The following is a 14,559-nucleotide window of genomic DNA, read 5'->3' on the forward strand; positions in this document are numbered from 1 at the left end:
TCATGTCGCTGAAGGCTCTGGTCTGGAGGGTGCCGTCGTGGACGGTGCCGCTGATCGCCGCCGTCGCGGTGATCCTCATGCCGGTCGTCGGCATCGAGTCGAACGTGCAGCGCCAGCTGGTGCTGATCTGCATCCTCGCCCTCATCGTGAGCGGCCTGAACCTCAGCCTCGGCTATGCGGGCGAGCTGGCCCTGGGGCAGGCCGCGGTCTACGCCGGTGGTGCGTACGTGAGCGGTTACCTCGGGGCGCACGGCCACACCGAACTGCTCGTGCAGCTCGCGGCCGCGGTCGGCGTGGCCCTGTTGATCGGGGTCGTGACGGGCATCCCGGGATTGCGGCTGGGCCACTGGTCGCTGGCGATGGTGTCCTTCTTCCTGGTGCTCCTGGTGCCGGATCTGCTGGAGATGTTCAAGGACGAGACCGGCGGTTCGTTCGGGCTCAGCGGCATCTTCCCGGCCACGCTGTTCGGGCACACCCTCGACCCGCGGGAGTACTGCATCGCCGTCACCGTCGTCACGGCACTGTGGCTGCTGGTGCTGCGCAACCTGGTCCGGTCACGGCACGGCACCGCGTTCCGGGTGCTGCGCGAGAGCCCGGTGCTCGCCTCGTCGATGGGCATCTCGGTGTTCCGGATGAAGTTCGCCGCATACGCGATCGGCGCGATCCCCGCGGGGCTTGCCGGTTGCCTGTTCGCCAACCTCGACCACTTCCTCGCGCCGTCCTCGTTCGGGTTCAAGCTGGCGATCTCGATCCTGGCGGCGTCGATCCTGGGCGGCTCGGCGAGTGTGTACGGCGCGGTGGTCGGCGCGATGCTGCTGCAACTGGGCCCACTGGAGTCGACCGACTTCCAGGAGTACGCGCTGGTCGTCTACGGCCTGCTGCTGCTGGTCGGCGGCGTCGTGCTCGCCAAGGGAATCGCCGGGCTGCTGGAGCTGGCCGGCAAGCGGGTCGAGCGGCGCTGGTTCCCTCGGCCGCGCTCGGCGCCCTACGCCGGTGACCTGCTCGACGGCGTCGACGGGGTCGCGCTCGACGTGGCCGGCGTGTCCAAGACCTTCGGTGGCCTGCACGCCCTGTCCGACGTCTCGCTCACCGCCGCCGCCGGCAGCATCACCGCGCTGATCGGGCCGAACGGTTCGGGCAAGACCACGCTGCTGAACATGATCTGCGGCTACTACCGCCTCGACGAAGGGGCCATCCGGCTCGGTGACGGCGAGCTGTCCCGCGTCCCGTACAAGGCGGCCCGCGCCGGGGTCGCACGCACCTTCCAGACGCCGACCATCCCGCCCGGCATCAGCGTCGGCGAGGCGGTGCGCTCGGGTCGTTACACCACGCAGCACGCCTCGTTCCTGTCCGCCGTGCTTCGGCTGCCCAGTTACCGGCGCGCCCGCGCCCGCGACCTGGAGGAGTCGCGGCGCGTTCTTGCGCTGGTCGGGCTGGCCGACCTCGAGAACGAGGAGGCCGTCTCGCTGCCGCTCGGCACCAGGCGGCTGCTGGAGGTGTCGCGCGCCCTGATCGCCAAGCCGCGGCTGCTGTTGCTCGACGAGGTGGCGTCCGGGCTGGACGAGGACGAGGTCGACCGGCTGGCCGAACTGATCCGCCGGATCCGCGACGCCGGTGGAACCGTCGTGCTGGTGGAGCACAACTTCCGGCTGGTGCTGTCCCTCGCGGACAAGATCTACGTGCTGGCGCGTGGCGAGATCCTCGCTGCCGGCTCACCGGCCGAGATCGAGGCACACCCGCAGGTGCTCACCGAGTACCTCGGGGTCAAGGCGCCCGAGGCCGAACAGCTGCTGCAAGCAGGCGGCGTCACCGAGGGGGGTCAGCATGAGTGAACCGTTGTTGAGCGTGCGCAACCTGGCGACCGGTTACGGTGACCTGCGGGTCGTCTGGGACGTCTCCTTCGACGTGCTGCCCGGCCAGGTCACGGCACTGCTCGGCCGCAACGGAGCGGGCAAGACCACGACGCTGCGGGCGATCGCCGGGCTGAACAAGGTCCAGGGCGGATCGGTGCTGCTACGCGGCAGCGACATCTCCGGGACGCCGGCGCACAAGCGCATCCGCGCCGGTATCGGCATGGTGCAGGAGAACAAGCGCGTCTTCAAGCGCCGGACGGTCGAGGCGAACCTGCTGCTCGGCGGATACGCGCGCGGTGTGGGCCGCAAGAGCCTGCGCACCGCGCTGGATGAGATCTACGAGTTGTTCCCGGTGCTGCGGACGCGTGCGAGCAACCCGGCCGGGCAGCTGTCCGGCGGGCAACAGCAGATGCTCGCGATCGGGCAGGCGCTGATGGGCAAGCCGGACCTGTTGCTTCTCGACGAGCCGTCCGCCGGGCTCGCGCCCGCGATCGTCGGCGAGGTGATGGCCAGCGTCCAGCAGCTGAAGCAGACCGGGCTCGGCGTGCTGCTCGTCGAGCAGGCCGTCGAGGCAGCTGTCGGCGTCGCCGACCAGGTGACCGTGCTGGACATCGGGCGGATCGTGATGTCCGGCAGCGCGAGCGAGCTCGACGACGTCGAGATCATCAAGGACGCCTACTTCGGGCGGGCGCCGAAGCCGACCGCATGAACGAAGCCGGGCCGGCCGGGTCCGGCCGCCGCGAGGTGATCGTCGCGCGTGCAGCGGAGTTGCTCGCCCGCAAGGGGATCGCGGGCACCACGGTGCGCGAGATCGGCGAGGCCGTCGGGATCTTGTCCGGAAGCATCTACCACCACTTCGAGTCCAAGGACGCGATCGTCGACGTGCTCATGTCGGCCTACCTGCAGGAGCTGCAGGCGCAGTATCGCGCGGTGCTGGACGAGGCGACGGACGTGTCGGCGACCTTCGAAGGCCTGGTGCACGCGTCGCTGCGCACGATCGAACTGCACCCGCACGCCACGCTGATCTACCAGCACGAGGCGCAGTACTTCCGGGAGACGCCGCGGTACCGCTACGTGCGGGTGGCCGGCGAGCGGGTGCGCGAGACCTGGATGGGAGTGCTCGAGACCGCGGTCGCCGACGGGGTCTTCCGCGCGGACCTGCCCACCCGGCACCTGTACCTGCTGCTCCGCGACGGGCTGTGGCTGTCGGTGCGCTGGTTCCGCCCCACCGCGGGCTACGGGTACCCGCAGCTCGCGACGGACTGCGCGCGGCTGTATCACCAGGCGTTCGCCTCGCAGTCGACCCTGCGGCGGATGCTCGCCCGACCCTAGGATGTGAGACCGTGCCCGACTCAGAAGCAGAACGACTGCCCCGCGAACCCGGCGGACGCATCCCCGGCCGGCGCGGGACGGCAACGCGGGAGCGGCTGCTCGCCTCGACCGCGGAACTGCTGGCGCGCAAGCCGTACCGCAGCATCACCGTCACCGAGATCGCCCGCGGCGCGCGCACGTCGCCCGCGACGTACTACCAGTACTTCCTGGACATCGAGAGCGCCGTGCTCGCCCTGGCCGAGGCGTCCGCCGCGGAGGGCGCCGAGCTGTCCGCACCGCTGCTGGCCAAGCGGTGGCGCGGTGCCGACGGCTGGCAGAACTCGCTGGCGGTCGTGGACGCGTTCCTCGACTTCTGGCGCAGCCACCAGCCGATCCTGCGGGTGGTAGACCTGCTCACCGAGGAGGGCGACGAGCGGGTTCGGGCCGTGCGGGTGGGCATGCTCAACGTCGTCACCCGCGAGTTGGCGAGCGTCATCACCGAGGTGCGCGGTGCCGCCGACGGGCGGCCCGGCGCGGATCCGATGGCGACCGCCGCCGTGCTCGTGTCGATGCTCGCTCACGTCGCCGCGCACCAGGCGAGGTACGAGGACTGGAGCATCAGCATGGCCAGCATCCGCGACGCGATGGCCGACGTCGTCTACTGGGCGATCACCGGCCCGCGCGTGCCCGAACACGAGCGTCCGAAGCCCGCCACCAAGCGCGGCGTGCGCGCCTGACGTAGTCCCGCTTCCCCCATGCCCCGCCGAGAATCCGGCCGGAATATTGGGAACGGGGTGGGGGAAGCGGCGAGCGTCTCGTCGGGCGGTGGGGGAAGCGGCGACGGCCAGCGCCGACCGGTCGGCCAGGTCACGCGCCGCCTGCTGCGCCGACCGGTCGGGGGACGACGGCTGCTGATCAGCCGAACAGCAGCTCGGCGTTGCCGACGAAGAACTGCTCGAGCATGTCCTCGCCGAGGCTGCCGACACTCTGGAGGAACCGGCCCACCGGATCCTTGCCACCTTCGACGTGCGGGTAGTCGGTGGAGAACATGAACGTCTCGGCGAGGCCGTACCGCTCGATGTAGCGGTCCACGGGCTCGCTCCAGAACGGGGTGACCCGCACGTTGCGCGCCACGTACTCGCTCGGCTTCAACGGCAGCCCGACACCCACCTTGGTCAGCAGCGCGGCGTGCAGGTCCATCCGCTCGACGAGCGGGCCGAGCCACTGCGCGCCGAACTCGATGATGCCGAACCGCAGTGCCGGTACCCGCTCGAACACGCCGCCCATCACCATCGCGGTCAGCACCACCTCCATGCCGATCGGCGCGATGATCGTCCAGATCGGGCCGATGCGCTCCTCGGCACCGGGCTGGTCCGGGAACGCCGAGCGCAGCGTGGGGGAGTCCCACAGCTCGCGCGGCAGCAGCATCGGGTCGTCGCGGTCGGCGGAGAACTGCCCGGTCGCGCCGAGGTGTGCGAGCAGTGGCACGTTCGCGTCGGCGAGCAGGTGCCAGAGCGGGTCCCAGACCGGATTGGCCGGCGAGGTGCCCGCGGGTGCCGGCGCGAACGACACGCAGATCCCGCGCGCTCCGGCGCCGATGACGCGTTCGGCCTCGGCGAGTGCCTTGGCCGGATCGCTCAGATTGAGCTGGCAGACGCCGATCGAGCGGCCGCCGGTGTCGCGCGTCCACTTCAGGCAGTAGTCGTTGTAGTTGCGCACCACCTGCCAGGCCTGCGGCGTGGCCAGCCGGGCTTCGCGGCCGAGCGTGTTCGGGAACGCGAACTGGCGCGCGATGCCCATGCGATCCATCGCGTCGACCCGGCCCGCGGGGTCGGCCGAGCCGAGTGCGGCGAGGCCTTTCACCGTCCACGGGTCCTCCTCGGCGCGCAACCGGTCGGCGGCGAACGTCTCGGCGTTGCGGAAGCCCGCGAGCATGTCGATCACCCAGTCCGAACCGATCGGCTCGAGCAGTTCGGCCATCACCTCCGGCTCCATGTACAGATGCGAGTCGGCGTCGAGCAGGCGGCCGGCCACGTGGGACGGCGCTGATGTCGCCATCGAAACCTCCAAGGCTGATCGGTGTCCTGACACTATCAAGCGCTTGCTTGATCGGCTAGTGATGCCGGATCCCGCAGCGACAGCCTGCTGATCAGTAGGCTGTCGCCGTCGATTCGTGAGCGGAGCAACCATGGTGGAGACCAGCAGTCGTCGGGACCTGATCCTGGACAGGGCGGCCGAGTTGTTCGCGCGCAAGGGCGTTGCGGCGACGACTGTGCGCGAGATCGCCGACAGCGTCGGGCTGCTCTCCGGCAGCCTCTACCACCACTTCGAGTCCAAGGACGCGATCGTGGACCAGTTGCTGCGCAGCTACCTCGACGACCTGCTGCAGCGCTACCGCGCGGCGATGGCGGAAGATCTCGGCCCGCGCGAGATGTTCGACCGACTCGTGCACGCATCCTTCGAGGCGGTCGACGCCCACCCGCACGCGACCGAGATCTTCCAGAACGACTTCAACCTGCTGCGCAACGAGCCACGCTTCAAGTACCTCGAGAAGGCTGCCGGCGAGGTGCAGAAGACCTGGCTCGCGGTGATCGAGCGCGGCAACGAGACCGGCGTGTTCCGCACCAGCATGCAGCCGAAGGTGATCTACCGGATCGTCCGCGATGTGGTGTGGCTGTCGGTGCGCTGGTACGACCCGAAGCCGGACTACGGCTTGCGCGAACTGGCCGACGACTGCACCTCGACGTTGCTGGACGGCATCTCGGCCAAGGCGGCGCCCCGGCGAAAGGCCGCTCGCTAGCTCACGCGTTGGGACGGGCGCCGGTCTGCGCAGCGGCGGCGCGCTGCGCGATCAGATCCAGGCTGGGCATCCGGTCCTGACCGACAGCGGCCGGCAGCCGCTCGGCGAGTTCTTGCGGCGTCCACCGGCCGGCGCCGTACATCGTGCGCAGCTCGCGCGGTTGCGCCCAGACCGCCACCTTCGAGCCGGCAACCGTGTACACCTGCCCGGTCACCTCCGCCGCGGCGTCCGAGAGCAGGTACACCGCCATCGGCGCGACGTCCTCCGGGCCGCCCATGTCCTCGATCGCGAACGGCACCAACTCGGACATCCGGGTCCGGGCGACCGGCGCGATCGCGTTCGCGGTGATGCCGTACCGGTGCAGGCCCAGGGCCGCGCTGCGCACCAGCGAGATGATGCCGCCCTTCGCGGCGCTGTAGTTCGCCTGCGCCACGCTGCCGGTGAACGCGCCCGACGCGAAGCCGATCAGCCGCCCCGAGCCCTGCTTGCGCATCACCGCGGATGCCGCCCGGAACAGGGTGAACGTGCCCTTCAGGTGTGTGGCAACCACCGAGTCCCAGTCGTCCTCGGTCAGGTTGAACAGCATCCGTTCGCGCAGGATCCCGGCTACGCAGACGACCCCGTCCAGGCGCCCGTACGTGTCGAGCGCGGCGCGCACGATGTTCTCGCCGCCGTCCATCGCCGTCACGTCATCGCCGGACGCGACGGCCGATCCGCCGCCGGCGCTGATCTCGTCGACGACCGACTGGGCCACCGAGGACGTCGGGTCGCTGCCGTCCAGGGCGACGCCGAGGTCGTTGACGACGACCCGCGCGCCGTGTTCGGCGCAGGCTAGCGCGATCGCGCGCCCGATTCCGCGCCCGCCTCCGGTCACGGCGACGACCTTGCCTTCGATGAACCCAGCCATCAGTTCTCCTCTCGTGGCGCGTGTGCAGGACGGAAGACCGGAGCGGCCGGTGCGCCGGCGTCGTGCCGGAACGTGACCTGCAACGGCATGCCGACGGTGAGCTCGTCGGGTTCGCAGTCGACGAGGTTGCTCATCAGCCGCGGCCCTTCGGCGAGTTCGACGATCGCCGCGACGTACGGCACCCGCCCGGCGAACGGGGGCAGGTCGTTGAAGCGCACGACCGAGTAGGTGTACAGGCTGGCCGCGCCGCTCGCCTGCTCCCAGGCGACGTCCTCGCTCCAGCACGACGGGCAGAACGGGCGCGGGTAGAGGTGTGCCGCCGTGCACGAGCGGCAGCGGCGCAGCAGCAGCCGCCCCTCGGCGGCGGCCTGCCACCAGAGCGCGGTGTCCGCCTCGATCGTCGGCAGGTCGGTGCGCGGCGCGCTCATCGCGGCTCGATCGCGTGCAGCAACGGCTCGCCGCGGCGGGCGGGGATCGCGTCGACCTGCCGGCCGCACCCGGGGCAGTAGAAGCGGCGGACCGTGAAGCGCTCGGCGCCGGCGTAGCCGAGCCGGAAGGGTGCGAAGGTTCGCGCCGGCTGCTCGTCGAGCAGCAGGTGCGCGAAGACGTTCTCGGTGGCATCGCACAGGGCCAGCGCGCATCGGCTGCAGGTGATCACCGGGGTTCCACCGTCCTCGTCCAGCCGCAACGTCGCGCTCAACCGGCGCCCGGTCGGCGTCGGCGCCACCGGCCGCGGAACGCCTCCGCCCAGCCGGGTCCGCAGCCGCTCGGTGCGCAGTGCCTCGGTCGCGGCGCGGTCGACGGTCGGGCCGCTCGCGGTGTCGGCGAACCGGACTGCGTAGTCGGACGCCGCCCGCTCACGGCTCACCAACGAGTCGAGGACGTCCTCGAGCACTGCGTCCGGGTCGCGCTCGAGCGGATCGCCGTACCCGCCGCCGCCCTGGGAGACCGCGACGTGCACGTCGGACCCGGTCAGCGCGGCGTCCGGGCCGGGAATGGGTAGCTCGCGGGGTCCGAGTCCACCGGCCACGAGCGCGCGCGCCTCGTCCGGGCCGAGGATCGCGAACGCGCCCGAGCCGCCCGGCTCGCCGCCGGCCAGCCCCATGGCTCCCGGGTGCTGCAGCCCCTGGGCGAAGGAGAGCACGCCGACCGGCCCGCGGACGTCGTGCGGGGTGAGCAGGTGCAGCGAGCCGACGCCGCCGCGCAGCCGGCCGGGTCCCGCGCTGTCGGCCAGTTCGGCCCGCATCAGGTACCGCACCGGCAGGTAGCTCTCGTTCACCTCGATGTTGGCGCACCCGCCACCGGGCGACGTGGTCGGGCCGGACGAGTCGGCGCCGTCGGCGAAGGTCCGCGCGCCGCCACCACCGGCCACCTCGTCGAGCGTCATCCCGGCGAACAGCCGGCCGTCGTCGGTGTGGCCGGTCAGCACCACTCCGCCACCGCCGGCGAGCTGGCAGCCCGCCATGACGTGCTCGGCGTGCTCACCGCTGCCGTCGAGCATCCGGGCCAGGCACACGTTGACGCAGGTCCGGACCGCCTGCGCGACGGTCGCGGTGCTCATCGCGACGCCGGCCGGCCACTGCGCGTCGACGACCGAACCCTTGCGGCTCACGATCCGGACCGCCGGCCACAGCGCGCCCGGCACCCACGGCAGCCCGCCGCACAGGTAGACGAGCACCGCCGCCATGGTGAACCCGGCGAGCGCCGGGTAGGCGGTGTTGATCGCGCCGGCAGCCTGGTCCGAGCTCTGGGAGAAGTCGAGCTCGAGCTGCTCGCCCCGCTTCGTGGCCGTCAGCCGCACGGCGTAGACCGCCCCGCCCGGCGACCCGTCCGGATCCGGCCCGTACTCGAGGTGCGCCACGTGCCGCCACCGCCCGTCCGGCAGCTCGGCGAGCCGCTCGCGTATCCGGCGCTCGGTGCCGGCCAGCAGTCGCGCCATCGCGCCCTCGACCTGGTCGGCGCCGTACCGTTCGCACAAGCGGAGCAGCGCCGCGACCGAGGCGCGGTTGGCGGCGACCTGGCCGGCCAGGTCGAGCGCGTTCAGCTGCGGGGTGCGCGAGCGGATCAGGTACTCGCGCTCGAGATCGCGCCGGATCCGGTCGGCCTCGACGATCTTCACCGGCGGCATCGGGATGGGTTCGTCCCAGATCGAGCCCGCGGCCATGCTCATTCCGCCGGGAGTGGGGCCGCCGACGTCGGCCTGGTGCACGGTCGAGCCGACCCAGCCGATCAGCCGCGACCCGGCGAACACCGGCGCGACCAGCACCACGTCCGGCTGGTGCAGGGTGCCGACGTACGGATCGTTGGTCAGGAACTGATCGCCCGGCCCGATGCCGGGGTTGTCCTGGTAGTTCGCCAGGATGTCGGCGACCACGAGGTGGATCGAGGCGACCTGCGCGAGGATGTAGCGGCCACAGGCGACGACCCGGCCGTCGGCCGCGGTGATCGCGGTGTTCAGGTCGTTCGACTCGACGGCGATCTGCGAGCCGGACACGTGCTGCAGCGTGCTCGCGGCCTCGTCGTTGATGCTGTCCAGGCGGTGCCTGATGATCTCGAAGGTGACGGCGTCCGGGGTCATGACCGCGCTCGGATCGTCAGCCGAAGGTGCCCGTCGGTGCCGATGCGTGCGCTGTGGCCGGGGTGCACGACGACGGTGGTGCTCTCGGACTCGACGAAGGCCGGCCCGGGTACGCACTGGTCGGCGCCCAGGTCGTCCCACGCGTACACCGGGCACTCCTGCCGGTGCCCGTCGAACAGCGCCGCCCGGTGCCGCCGCGGTGCCGCGGTCCCCGCTCGTCGCGGATCGCCCGCCGGGAGCGGCATCGGCAACAACGCCTCGGCAGACACCGCGACCACCTCGATCGGGGTGTCCGCCTTCCCGCTGCCCGGGCCGACCACCTGCTCGTAGCGCTGCCGGAACCGATCGGTCAGCGCAGCGACGTCGTCCGGGCCGATCGCACGCTCGGGCAGCACGATGTCGACGCGATGCACCTGCCGGTAGAAGCGCAGCCCGATCCGGCGCCGGACGGTGACCTGCCGGCCGGGCGGGAGCGGCGCCTGGCCGAGTTCGAGCTGCGCGCGCACGCTCGCGGCAAGCCGCGCGGCCGCGGCGTTCACGGCGTCGAGCGATTCGTGCAGCGATGCCGGCGCGAGGTCGTGCTCGGCCGCGGCGCGGATGTCGCTGGCGATGGCGCCGAACGCGGAGAACTGCGCCGCGAACGCGGGCACCAGGATCTCGCGCACCCCGAGGTCTTCGGCGTAGCGGCCGGCGTACTGCGGTCCGGCGCCGCCGTAGGCGAGCAGCGCGAAGTCGCCGGGGTCGTGGCCGCGTTCGACGGTGGTGCGGCGCACCAGGTCCTTCATCTGCTCGCAGGCGACGTCCAGGATCCCCTCGGCCGCTGCGTCGACGCTCAACCCGAGCGGCCGCGCGATCATCCGGTCGATGGCCGCCGCGGCCGCGGCGACGTCGAGTTCGAGCGTGCCGCCCAACCGCTCGACGTACCCGGCCACGGCCGCTGCGTCGGTGAGCGTGGGCTGCGTCCCGCCGCGCCCGTAACAGGCCGGGCCGGGATCGGCGCCCGCGCTCTGCGGACCGACCCGCAACGCGCCCAGCACCGGGTCGACCCAGGCGAGGCTGCCGCCGCCGGTGCCGATCGAGGTGATGTCGACGACCGGCATGGCGAGCGCGAACCGGTCGATCATCGGCCGCGCCGCGTACCCGGGCTCGCCCGCCAGCACCAGGCCTACGTCGAAGCTGGTACCGCCGACGTCCGTCGCGACCACGTTCGGGTGGCCGAGGGCGGCGCCGACCTTGGCGGTCGCGGCCAGCCCACCGGCCGGGCCGGATCGCAGCGTCTGCACGGGGGAGCGTCGCGCGGCATCGACCGACTGCACCCCGCCGCCCATCCGGGTCACCAGCAGGGTGCCGCCGAACTTGCGGTCGGCGAGAGCGGCGTGCAACCGGCCGAGGTAGGACGAGACGAGCGGGGCGACGTAGGCGTCGAGCACTACCGAGCAGGTGCGCTCGTACTCGCCGATCCGCGGCGCCAGCTCGCTGGACAGGCTCACGTGGCAGCCGGGCAACTCCTCGGCGGCGATCGCGGCCACCCGCTGCTCGTGGGTGGGGTTCACCGGCGACCAGAGCAGGGCGACCGCAACCGCGTCGACCCCGCTGGCCGCGAGCGAGCGCAGCGCGGCGCGCACGCCGGCCTCGTCCAGCGGTTCGACGACCTGACCCGACCGGTCGATCCGTCCCCGGACGCCGAGAACGCGCCGCCGCGGCACCAGCAGCGGCGGCTTGTCCCAGCTCGTGGGGCGGCGAAGGTCCTCGTCGGTGAGCCCGTGCACCTTGTTCGCCTTGGCGATCGCGAGGGTCGACTCGAACCCGGCCGTGGTGAGCACGCCCACGGTGGCCCCGGTGCCGGTGAGCACCGCGTTGAGCCCGACCGTCGTGCCGTGCGCGAACACGTCGGTGCCGGCCAGCAGCTCTTGCGGGCTCAGCTCCAGCTCGGCGGCGAGGAGCTCGATCGCTGCCAGCACGCCGGTCTCGACCTGCGCGGGCGTCGACAGCGCCTTGCTCGCGACCACGCGGCCGTTGCCGGTGACCGCCACCGCGTCGGTGAACGTGCCCCCGGTGTCCACCCCGATCAGCTGCATCAGGCGCCGTACCCGCCGTCGACGTCGAGCTTCTGCCCGGAGATGAAGCCGGCCCGGTCCGAGGCGAGGAAGCAGACCGCCTCGGCGATGTCGGCGGCGGAGCCGAACCTGCGCAGCGGGATGTTCGCGCGGGTGACCTCGAGCGCCCGCTCGTCGAGGTCACCGGATCCGATCAGCGTCTCGGCCATGCCGTCGGTGAGCATGCCGGGCCCGACGCAGTTCGCGCGGACGCCGAACCTTCCCTCCTCGGCGGCCAGGCCGCGCACGAGCGCCTCGACCGCGCCCTTCGGGCCGGCGGACAGGCCGTCGCGGACCGGGAAGCGTGTGGTGGCCGCGGTGGTGACCGCGACGATGTTGCCGCGTGCGGCGCGCAGTGGCGGCAGCGCGGGATGGGCGATGTTGAAGAAGCCGGCCGCGTCGGCGAGCAGTTGGCTGCAGAACTCCTCGGGGGCGACCCGGCTCAGGTGCACCATCGGCACGTGCGGGCCCGCGGCGTACACCAGGGTGTGCAGGCCGCCGAAGTCCGCCATGACGGTGTCGACGAGTCGGGCGCACGCGTCGGCGTCGGTGAGTTCGAGCTGATAGCTGCGCAGCGTTCCGTCGGGCGTCCTCATCGCAGTGAGCCGGGCCGGGTCGGGGCGGCGGTGGGTCGCGGCCACCCGGGCGCCGCGCGCGAGCAGCAGCGCCGCGATCGCCGCGCCCAGACCGCCGCTGGCGCCGACCACCAGTGCGGCGCCGGTCCGGGCCGCGAAGTCCGTCGTCTCCATCGTGAGTCACCCTATCAAGCGCTTGGTCAATGGCCTAGGGGCGTGTACGGCTCAGTACATGCCCGCGCCGAGGCCGCCGTCCACCTCGATGGCGGCGCCGTTGACGTAGCCGGCGTACTGCGAGCTCAGGAACAGGATGGCCGCGGCGACCTCGTCCGGGCTGCCGTACCTGCGCACCGGCACGTTCGCGCCGCGCTGCGCGAAGACGGCCTCGGCGCTGGTGCCGGTCGCGCTCGCCACCTCGGCGGCGGTCCGCTCCCACATCGACGTGCGGATCAGGCCAGGCAGTACCGAGTTCACCAGGACGCCGTCGGCCGCGTACTTCTTGGCCAGCGCGCACGCCGTGGCGACCATCGCCGCCTTCGAGGCCGCGTAGTCGACGAGCGCGGGGTTCGGGTACTTCGCGCCCGCGGTCGCCACCATCACCACGCGGCCCCAACCCGTCTTGCGCATCGCGGGCAGCATCCGGCGCGTGCAGCGCACCGCGGACATCAGGTTGAGCTCGAACAGGCCGGTCCAGTCGGCGTCAGTCATATGCAGGAAGTTGCGCGAGGGCGAGGCTCCGACGTTGTTGACCAGGATGTCCGCCGGCCCGAGGTCGGCCTCGACGGCGTCGAGGAAGGTGTTCACCGCGGCGGCGTCGCTCATGTCGGCCACGTACGGGTGCCCGCTTCCAGGCAGGCCGGACAGCCCGCCGGCGAGCGCTTCGCCGTTGCCCGCAGAGCGGGAGCAGAACGCGACCTGCGCGCCGTGGGCGGCGAGCGCCCGCACCGTGGCGGCGCCGATGCCCTCGCTCGCGCCGGTCACCACGGCCACGCGGCCGGACAGGTCGATGGTCATGGGCCAGCTGATCGGCAGGTTCACGGCGCAACCGTGCCACAGGCACAAACGGCAAGCAAGCGCTCGCTTGACCGCAGCGGCACAAACCTGACGGTTCGTCGGGTGAACCTGACGCCCCGTTGGTAACGGTCCGGCTAAGGTCTCGACGGATGGCCCCCGGCGCACTTATGCTGGCCGCGACCAAGCGTTTGGTTGGGAACCCCTAGGAGGCCTTCGGTGCGCAAAACTCTCGGGGCGGCGCTGGCTGTCGCTGCTCTCGCAATCACTGCCTGTAGTAGTTCGGGCAGCGGCGGCGGGAACAAGTCGGACCAGCCTGCGCTGCGGATCGTCATGACCTCGTCCATCACGTCCGCGGGCGTCGGGGCGAACGACAAGACCGCCATCATGGCAGCCAAGGCGGCGGTCGCCACGATCAACGCCGCCGGCGGCGTTCTCGGCAAGCCGGTCGAGCTGTCGGTGATCGACATCGCCGGCGACGCGACCACCGCCGTCACCAAGCTGCAGCAGCAGTGGACGAGCAGCAAGAAGCCGATCATCTACCTGCAGGTCGGCCAGTCGACGATCGCGAAGGCGACGCTGCCGATCGCCACGCAGAACAAGGTCGTCTCGTTCAACCAGTCGCCGACCGACACGTCCGGTGACCCGAGCAAGACGCCGTACAACTTCGACCTCTCGCCGTCGACGCCGAACTACGCCGAGGCGTTCTGTCCCGAGATGAAGAAGATGAACGCCAAGACCTTCGGCATCATCTACAACGACTCGCCGTTCGCCGAGGGCCTGACCAGCGAGGTGGCCAAGCAGTGCCAGGCCGCCGGTCTGACGATGGTCGGCCGCGAGAAGTTCAAGCTCGACGCGCTCGACGTCACCCCGCAGCTCTCCGCCCTGCAGGCCAAGCACCCGGACGTGCTCGTGGTCTCGTCCTACGGTGCGCCGTCGGGTTACGTGCTGCAGGGCCGCGACAAGCTCGGCTGGGACGTGCCGATCCTCGGTGACAACGCGTTCATGGTCTCGCCGGTCGTGAACACCCCGCCGCCGGACGGCATGCTCGGCACCGACAAGGAGAAGAACGTCAGGGCCGAGGTCTTCCAGAGCACGGTGTACGACGCGAACGCGCCGGCGCCGCTGAAGGACATGATCACGGAGATGAAGAAGCAGGGCACCATTCCGGCACCGCTGATCGTCGCCTACATGCACGATGCCGTGGTGCTGGCGGCCGCCGGTGCCGAGGCCGCGGGAACCACCACCGACGCCGCGAAGATCGCCAAGGCGATCGAGGGGCTCAAGCCCGGTGGCCCGAAGACCGCGATCTTCCCGGCGTACCACTTCACCTCGTCGTCGCACTCGGCGAACGTGGACGTGACCTCGTTCCTGTTCACCGCCCCGACCAAGGTCATCGACGGTCAGTTCGGGGCGCCCGGCGCCTGA

13 protein-coding genes are annotated in these 14,559 nt (G+C 71.6%); 6 read left to right on the forward strand and 7 right to left on the reverse strand.

Annotation, left to right across the window (positions count from 1 at the left end; genetic code table 11):
• Window positions 1-2 precede the first annotated feature (2 nt).
• Genes M6B22_RS17195 through M6B22_RS17210 form a run of 4 tightly spaced genes read left to right on the forward strand, consistent with a single transcriptional unit; the run spans window position 3 to window position 3,901 of the window.
• On the forward strand, window positions 3-1,832 hold the full coding sequence (locus M6B22_RS17195; RefSeq protein WP_269442796.1) for a branched-chain amino acid ABC transporter ATP-binding protein/permease: 1,830 nt from the start codon (window positions 3-5) through the stop codon (window positions 1,830-1,832).
• Window positions 1,825-2,562 (forward strand): ABC transporter ATP-binding protein, encoded by a 738-nt coding sequence (locus tag M6B22_RS17200; protein WP_269442797.1) that lies wholly within the window; start codon window positions 1,825-1,827, stop codon window positions 2,560-2,562. The genes M6B22_RS17195 and M6B22_RS17200 overlap by 8 nt, the downstream gene beginning before the upstream one ends.
• Window positions 2,559-3,185 (forward strand): TetR/AcrR family transcriptional regulator, encoded by a 627-nt coding sequence (locus M6B22_RS17205; RefSeq protein ID WP_269442798.1) that lies wholly within the window; start codon window positions 2,559-2,561, stop codon window positions 3,183-3,185. The genes M6B22_RS17200 and M6B22_RS17205 overlap by 4 nt, the downstream gene beginning before the upstream one ends.
• An 11-nt stretch (window positions 3,186-3,196) precedes the next feature.
• Window positions 3,197-3,901 (forward strand): TetR family transcriptional regulator, encoded by a 705-nt coding sequence (locus tag M6B22_RS17210; protein WP_269442799.1) that lies wholly within the window; start codon window positions 3,197-3,199, stop codon window positions 3,899-3,901.
• Window positions 3,902-4,079: 178 nt separating this feature from the next.
• Here the strand turns inward: M6B22_RS17210 and M6B22_RS17215 are convergent, their stop codons facing one another.
• Entirely contained in the window at window positions 4,080-5,222 is a 1,143-nt protein-coding gene (locus M6B22_RS17215) for an amidohydrolase family protein (RefSeq protein ID WP_269442800.1), read from the reverse strand.
• A gap of 115 nt (window positions 5,223-5,337) precedes the next feature.
• On the opposite strand from M6B22_RS17215, the gene M6B22_RS17220 reads away from it, so the two are divergent.
• A complete protein-coding gene (locus tag M6B22_RS17220; RefSeq protein WP_269442801.1) occupies window positions 5,338-5,964 on the forward strand; it encodes a TetR/AcrR family transcriptional regulator in 627 nt (208 codons plus the stop codon).
• Between the two features lies 1 nt (window position 5,965).
• Here M6B22_RS17220 and M6B22_RS17225 read toward each other — a convergent pair whose 3' ends face one another.
• Genes M6B22_RS17225 through M6B22_RS17250 form a run of 6 tightly spaced genes read right to left on the reverse strand, consistent with a single transcriptional unit; the run spans window position 5,966 to window position 13,158 of the window.
• The gene (locus M6B22_RS17225; protein WP_269442802.1) at window positions 5,966-6,871 is read right to left on the reverse strand and encodes an SDR family oxidoreductase; all 906 of its coding nucleotides are present in this window, start codon (window positions 6,869-6,871) and stop codon (window positions 5,966-5,968) included.
• Window positions 6,871-7,299 carry a Zn-ribbon domain-containing OB-fold protein gene (locus tag M6B22_RS17230; RefSeq protein WP_269442803.1) on the reverse strand — a complete coding sequence of 143 codons (429 nt, stop codon included), beginning with the start codon at window positions 7,297-7,299 and terminating at the stop codon, window positions 6,871-6,873. The genes M6B22_RS17225 and M6B22_RS17230 overlap by 1 nt, the downstream gene beginning before the upstream one ends.
• A complete protein-coding gene (locus M6B22_RS17235; protein WP_269442804.1) occupies window positions 7,296-9,449 on the reverse strand; it encodes a hydantoinase B/oxoprolinase family protein in 2,154 nt (717 codons plus the stop codon). Before M6B22_RS17235 ends, M6B22_RS17230 begins: the two co-directional genes overlap by 4 nt.
• On the reverse strand, window positions 9,446-11,527 hold the full coding sequence (locus M6B22_RS17240; RefSeq protein ID WP_269442805.1) for a hydantoinase/oxoprolinase family protein: 2,082 nt from the start codon (window positions 11,525-11,527) through the stop codon (window positions 9,446-9,448). The genes M6B22_RS17235 and M6B22_RS17240 overlap by 4 nt, the downstream gene beginning before the upstream one ends.
• Window positions 11,527-12,294: an SDR family NAD(P)-dependent oxidoreductase gene (locus tag M6B22_RS17245; protein ID WP_269442806.1), complete on the reverse strand. Its 768-nt coding sequence runs from the start codon at window positions 12,292-12,294 to the stop codon at window positions 11,527-11,529. The genes M6B22_RS17240 and M6B22_RS17245 overlap by 1 nt, the downstream gene beginning before the upstream one ends.
• 51 nt (window positions 12,295-12,345) lie before the next feature.
• Complete coding sequence (locus M6B22_RS17250; protein ID WP_269442807.1) at window positions 12,346-13,158, reverse strand: SDR family NAD(P)-dependent oxidoreductase; 813 nt, start codon at window positions 13,156-13,158, stop codon at window positions 12,346-12,348.
• Between the two features lie 306 nt (window positions 13,159-13,464).
• On the opposite strand from M6B22_RS17250, the gene M6B22_RS17255 reads away from it, so the two are divergent.
• A complete protein-coding gene (locus M6B22_RS17255) occupies window positions 13,465-14,559 on the forward strand; it encodes an ABC transporter substrate-binding protein (RefSeq protein ID WP_269442808.1) in 1,095 nt (364 codons plus the stop codon).

The sequence above is a fragment of the Jatrophihabitans cynanchi genome (assembly GCF_027247405.1).
GTDB lineage: Bacteria > Actinomycetota > Actinomycetes > Mycobacteriales > Jatrophihabitantaceae > Jatrophihabitans_B > Jatrophihabitans_B cynanchi.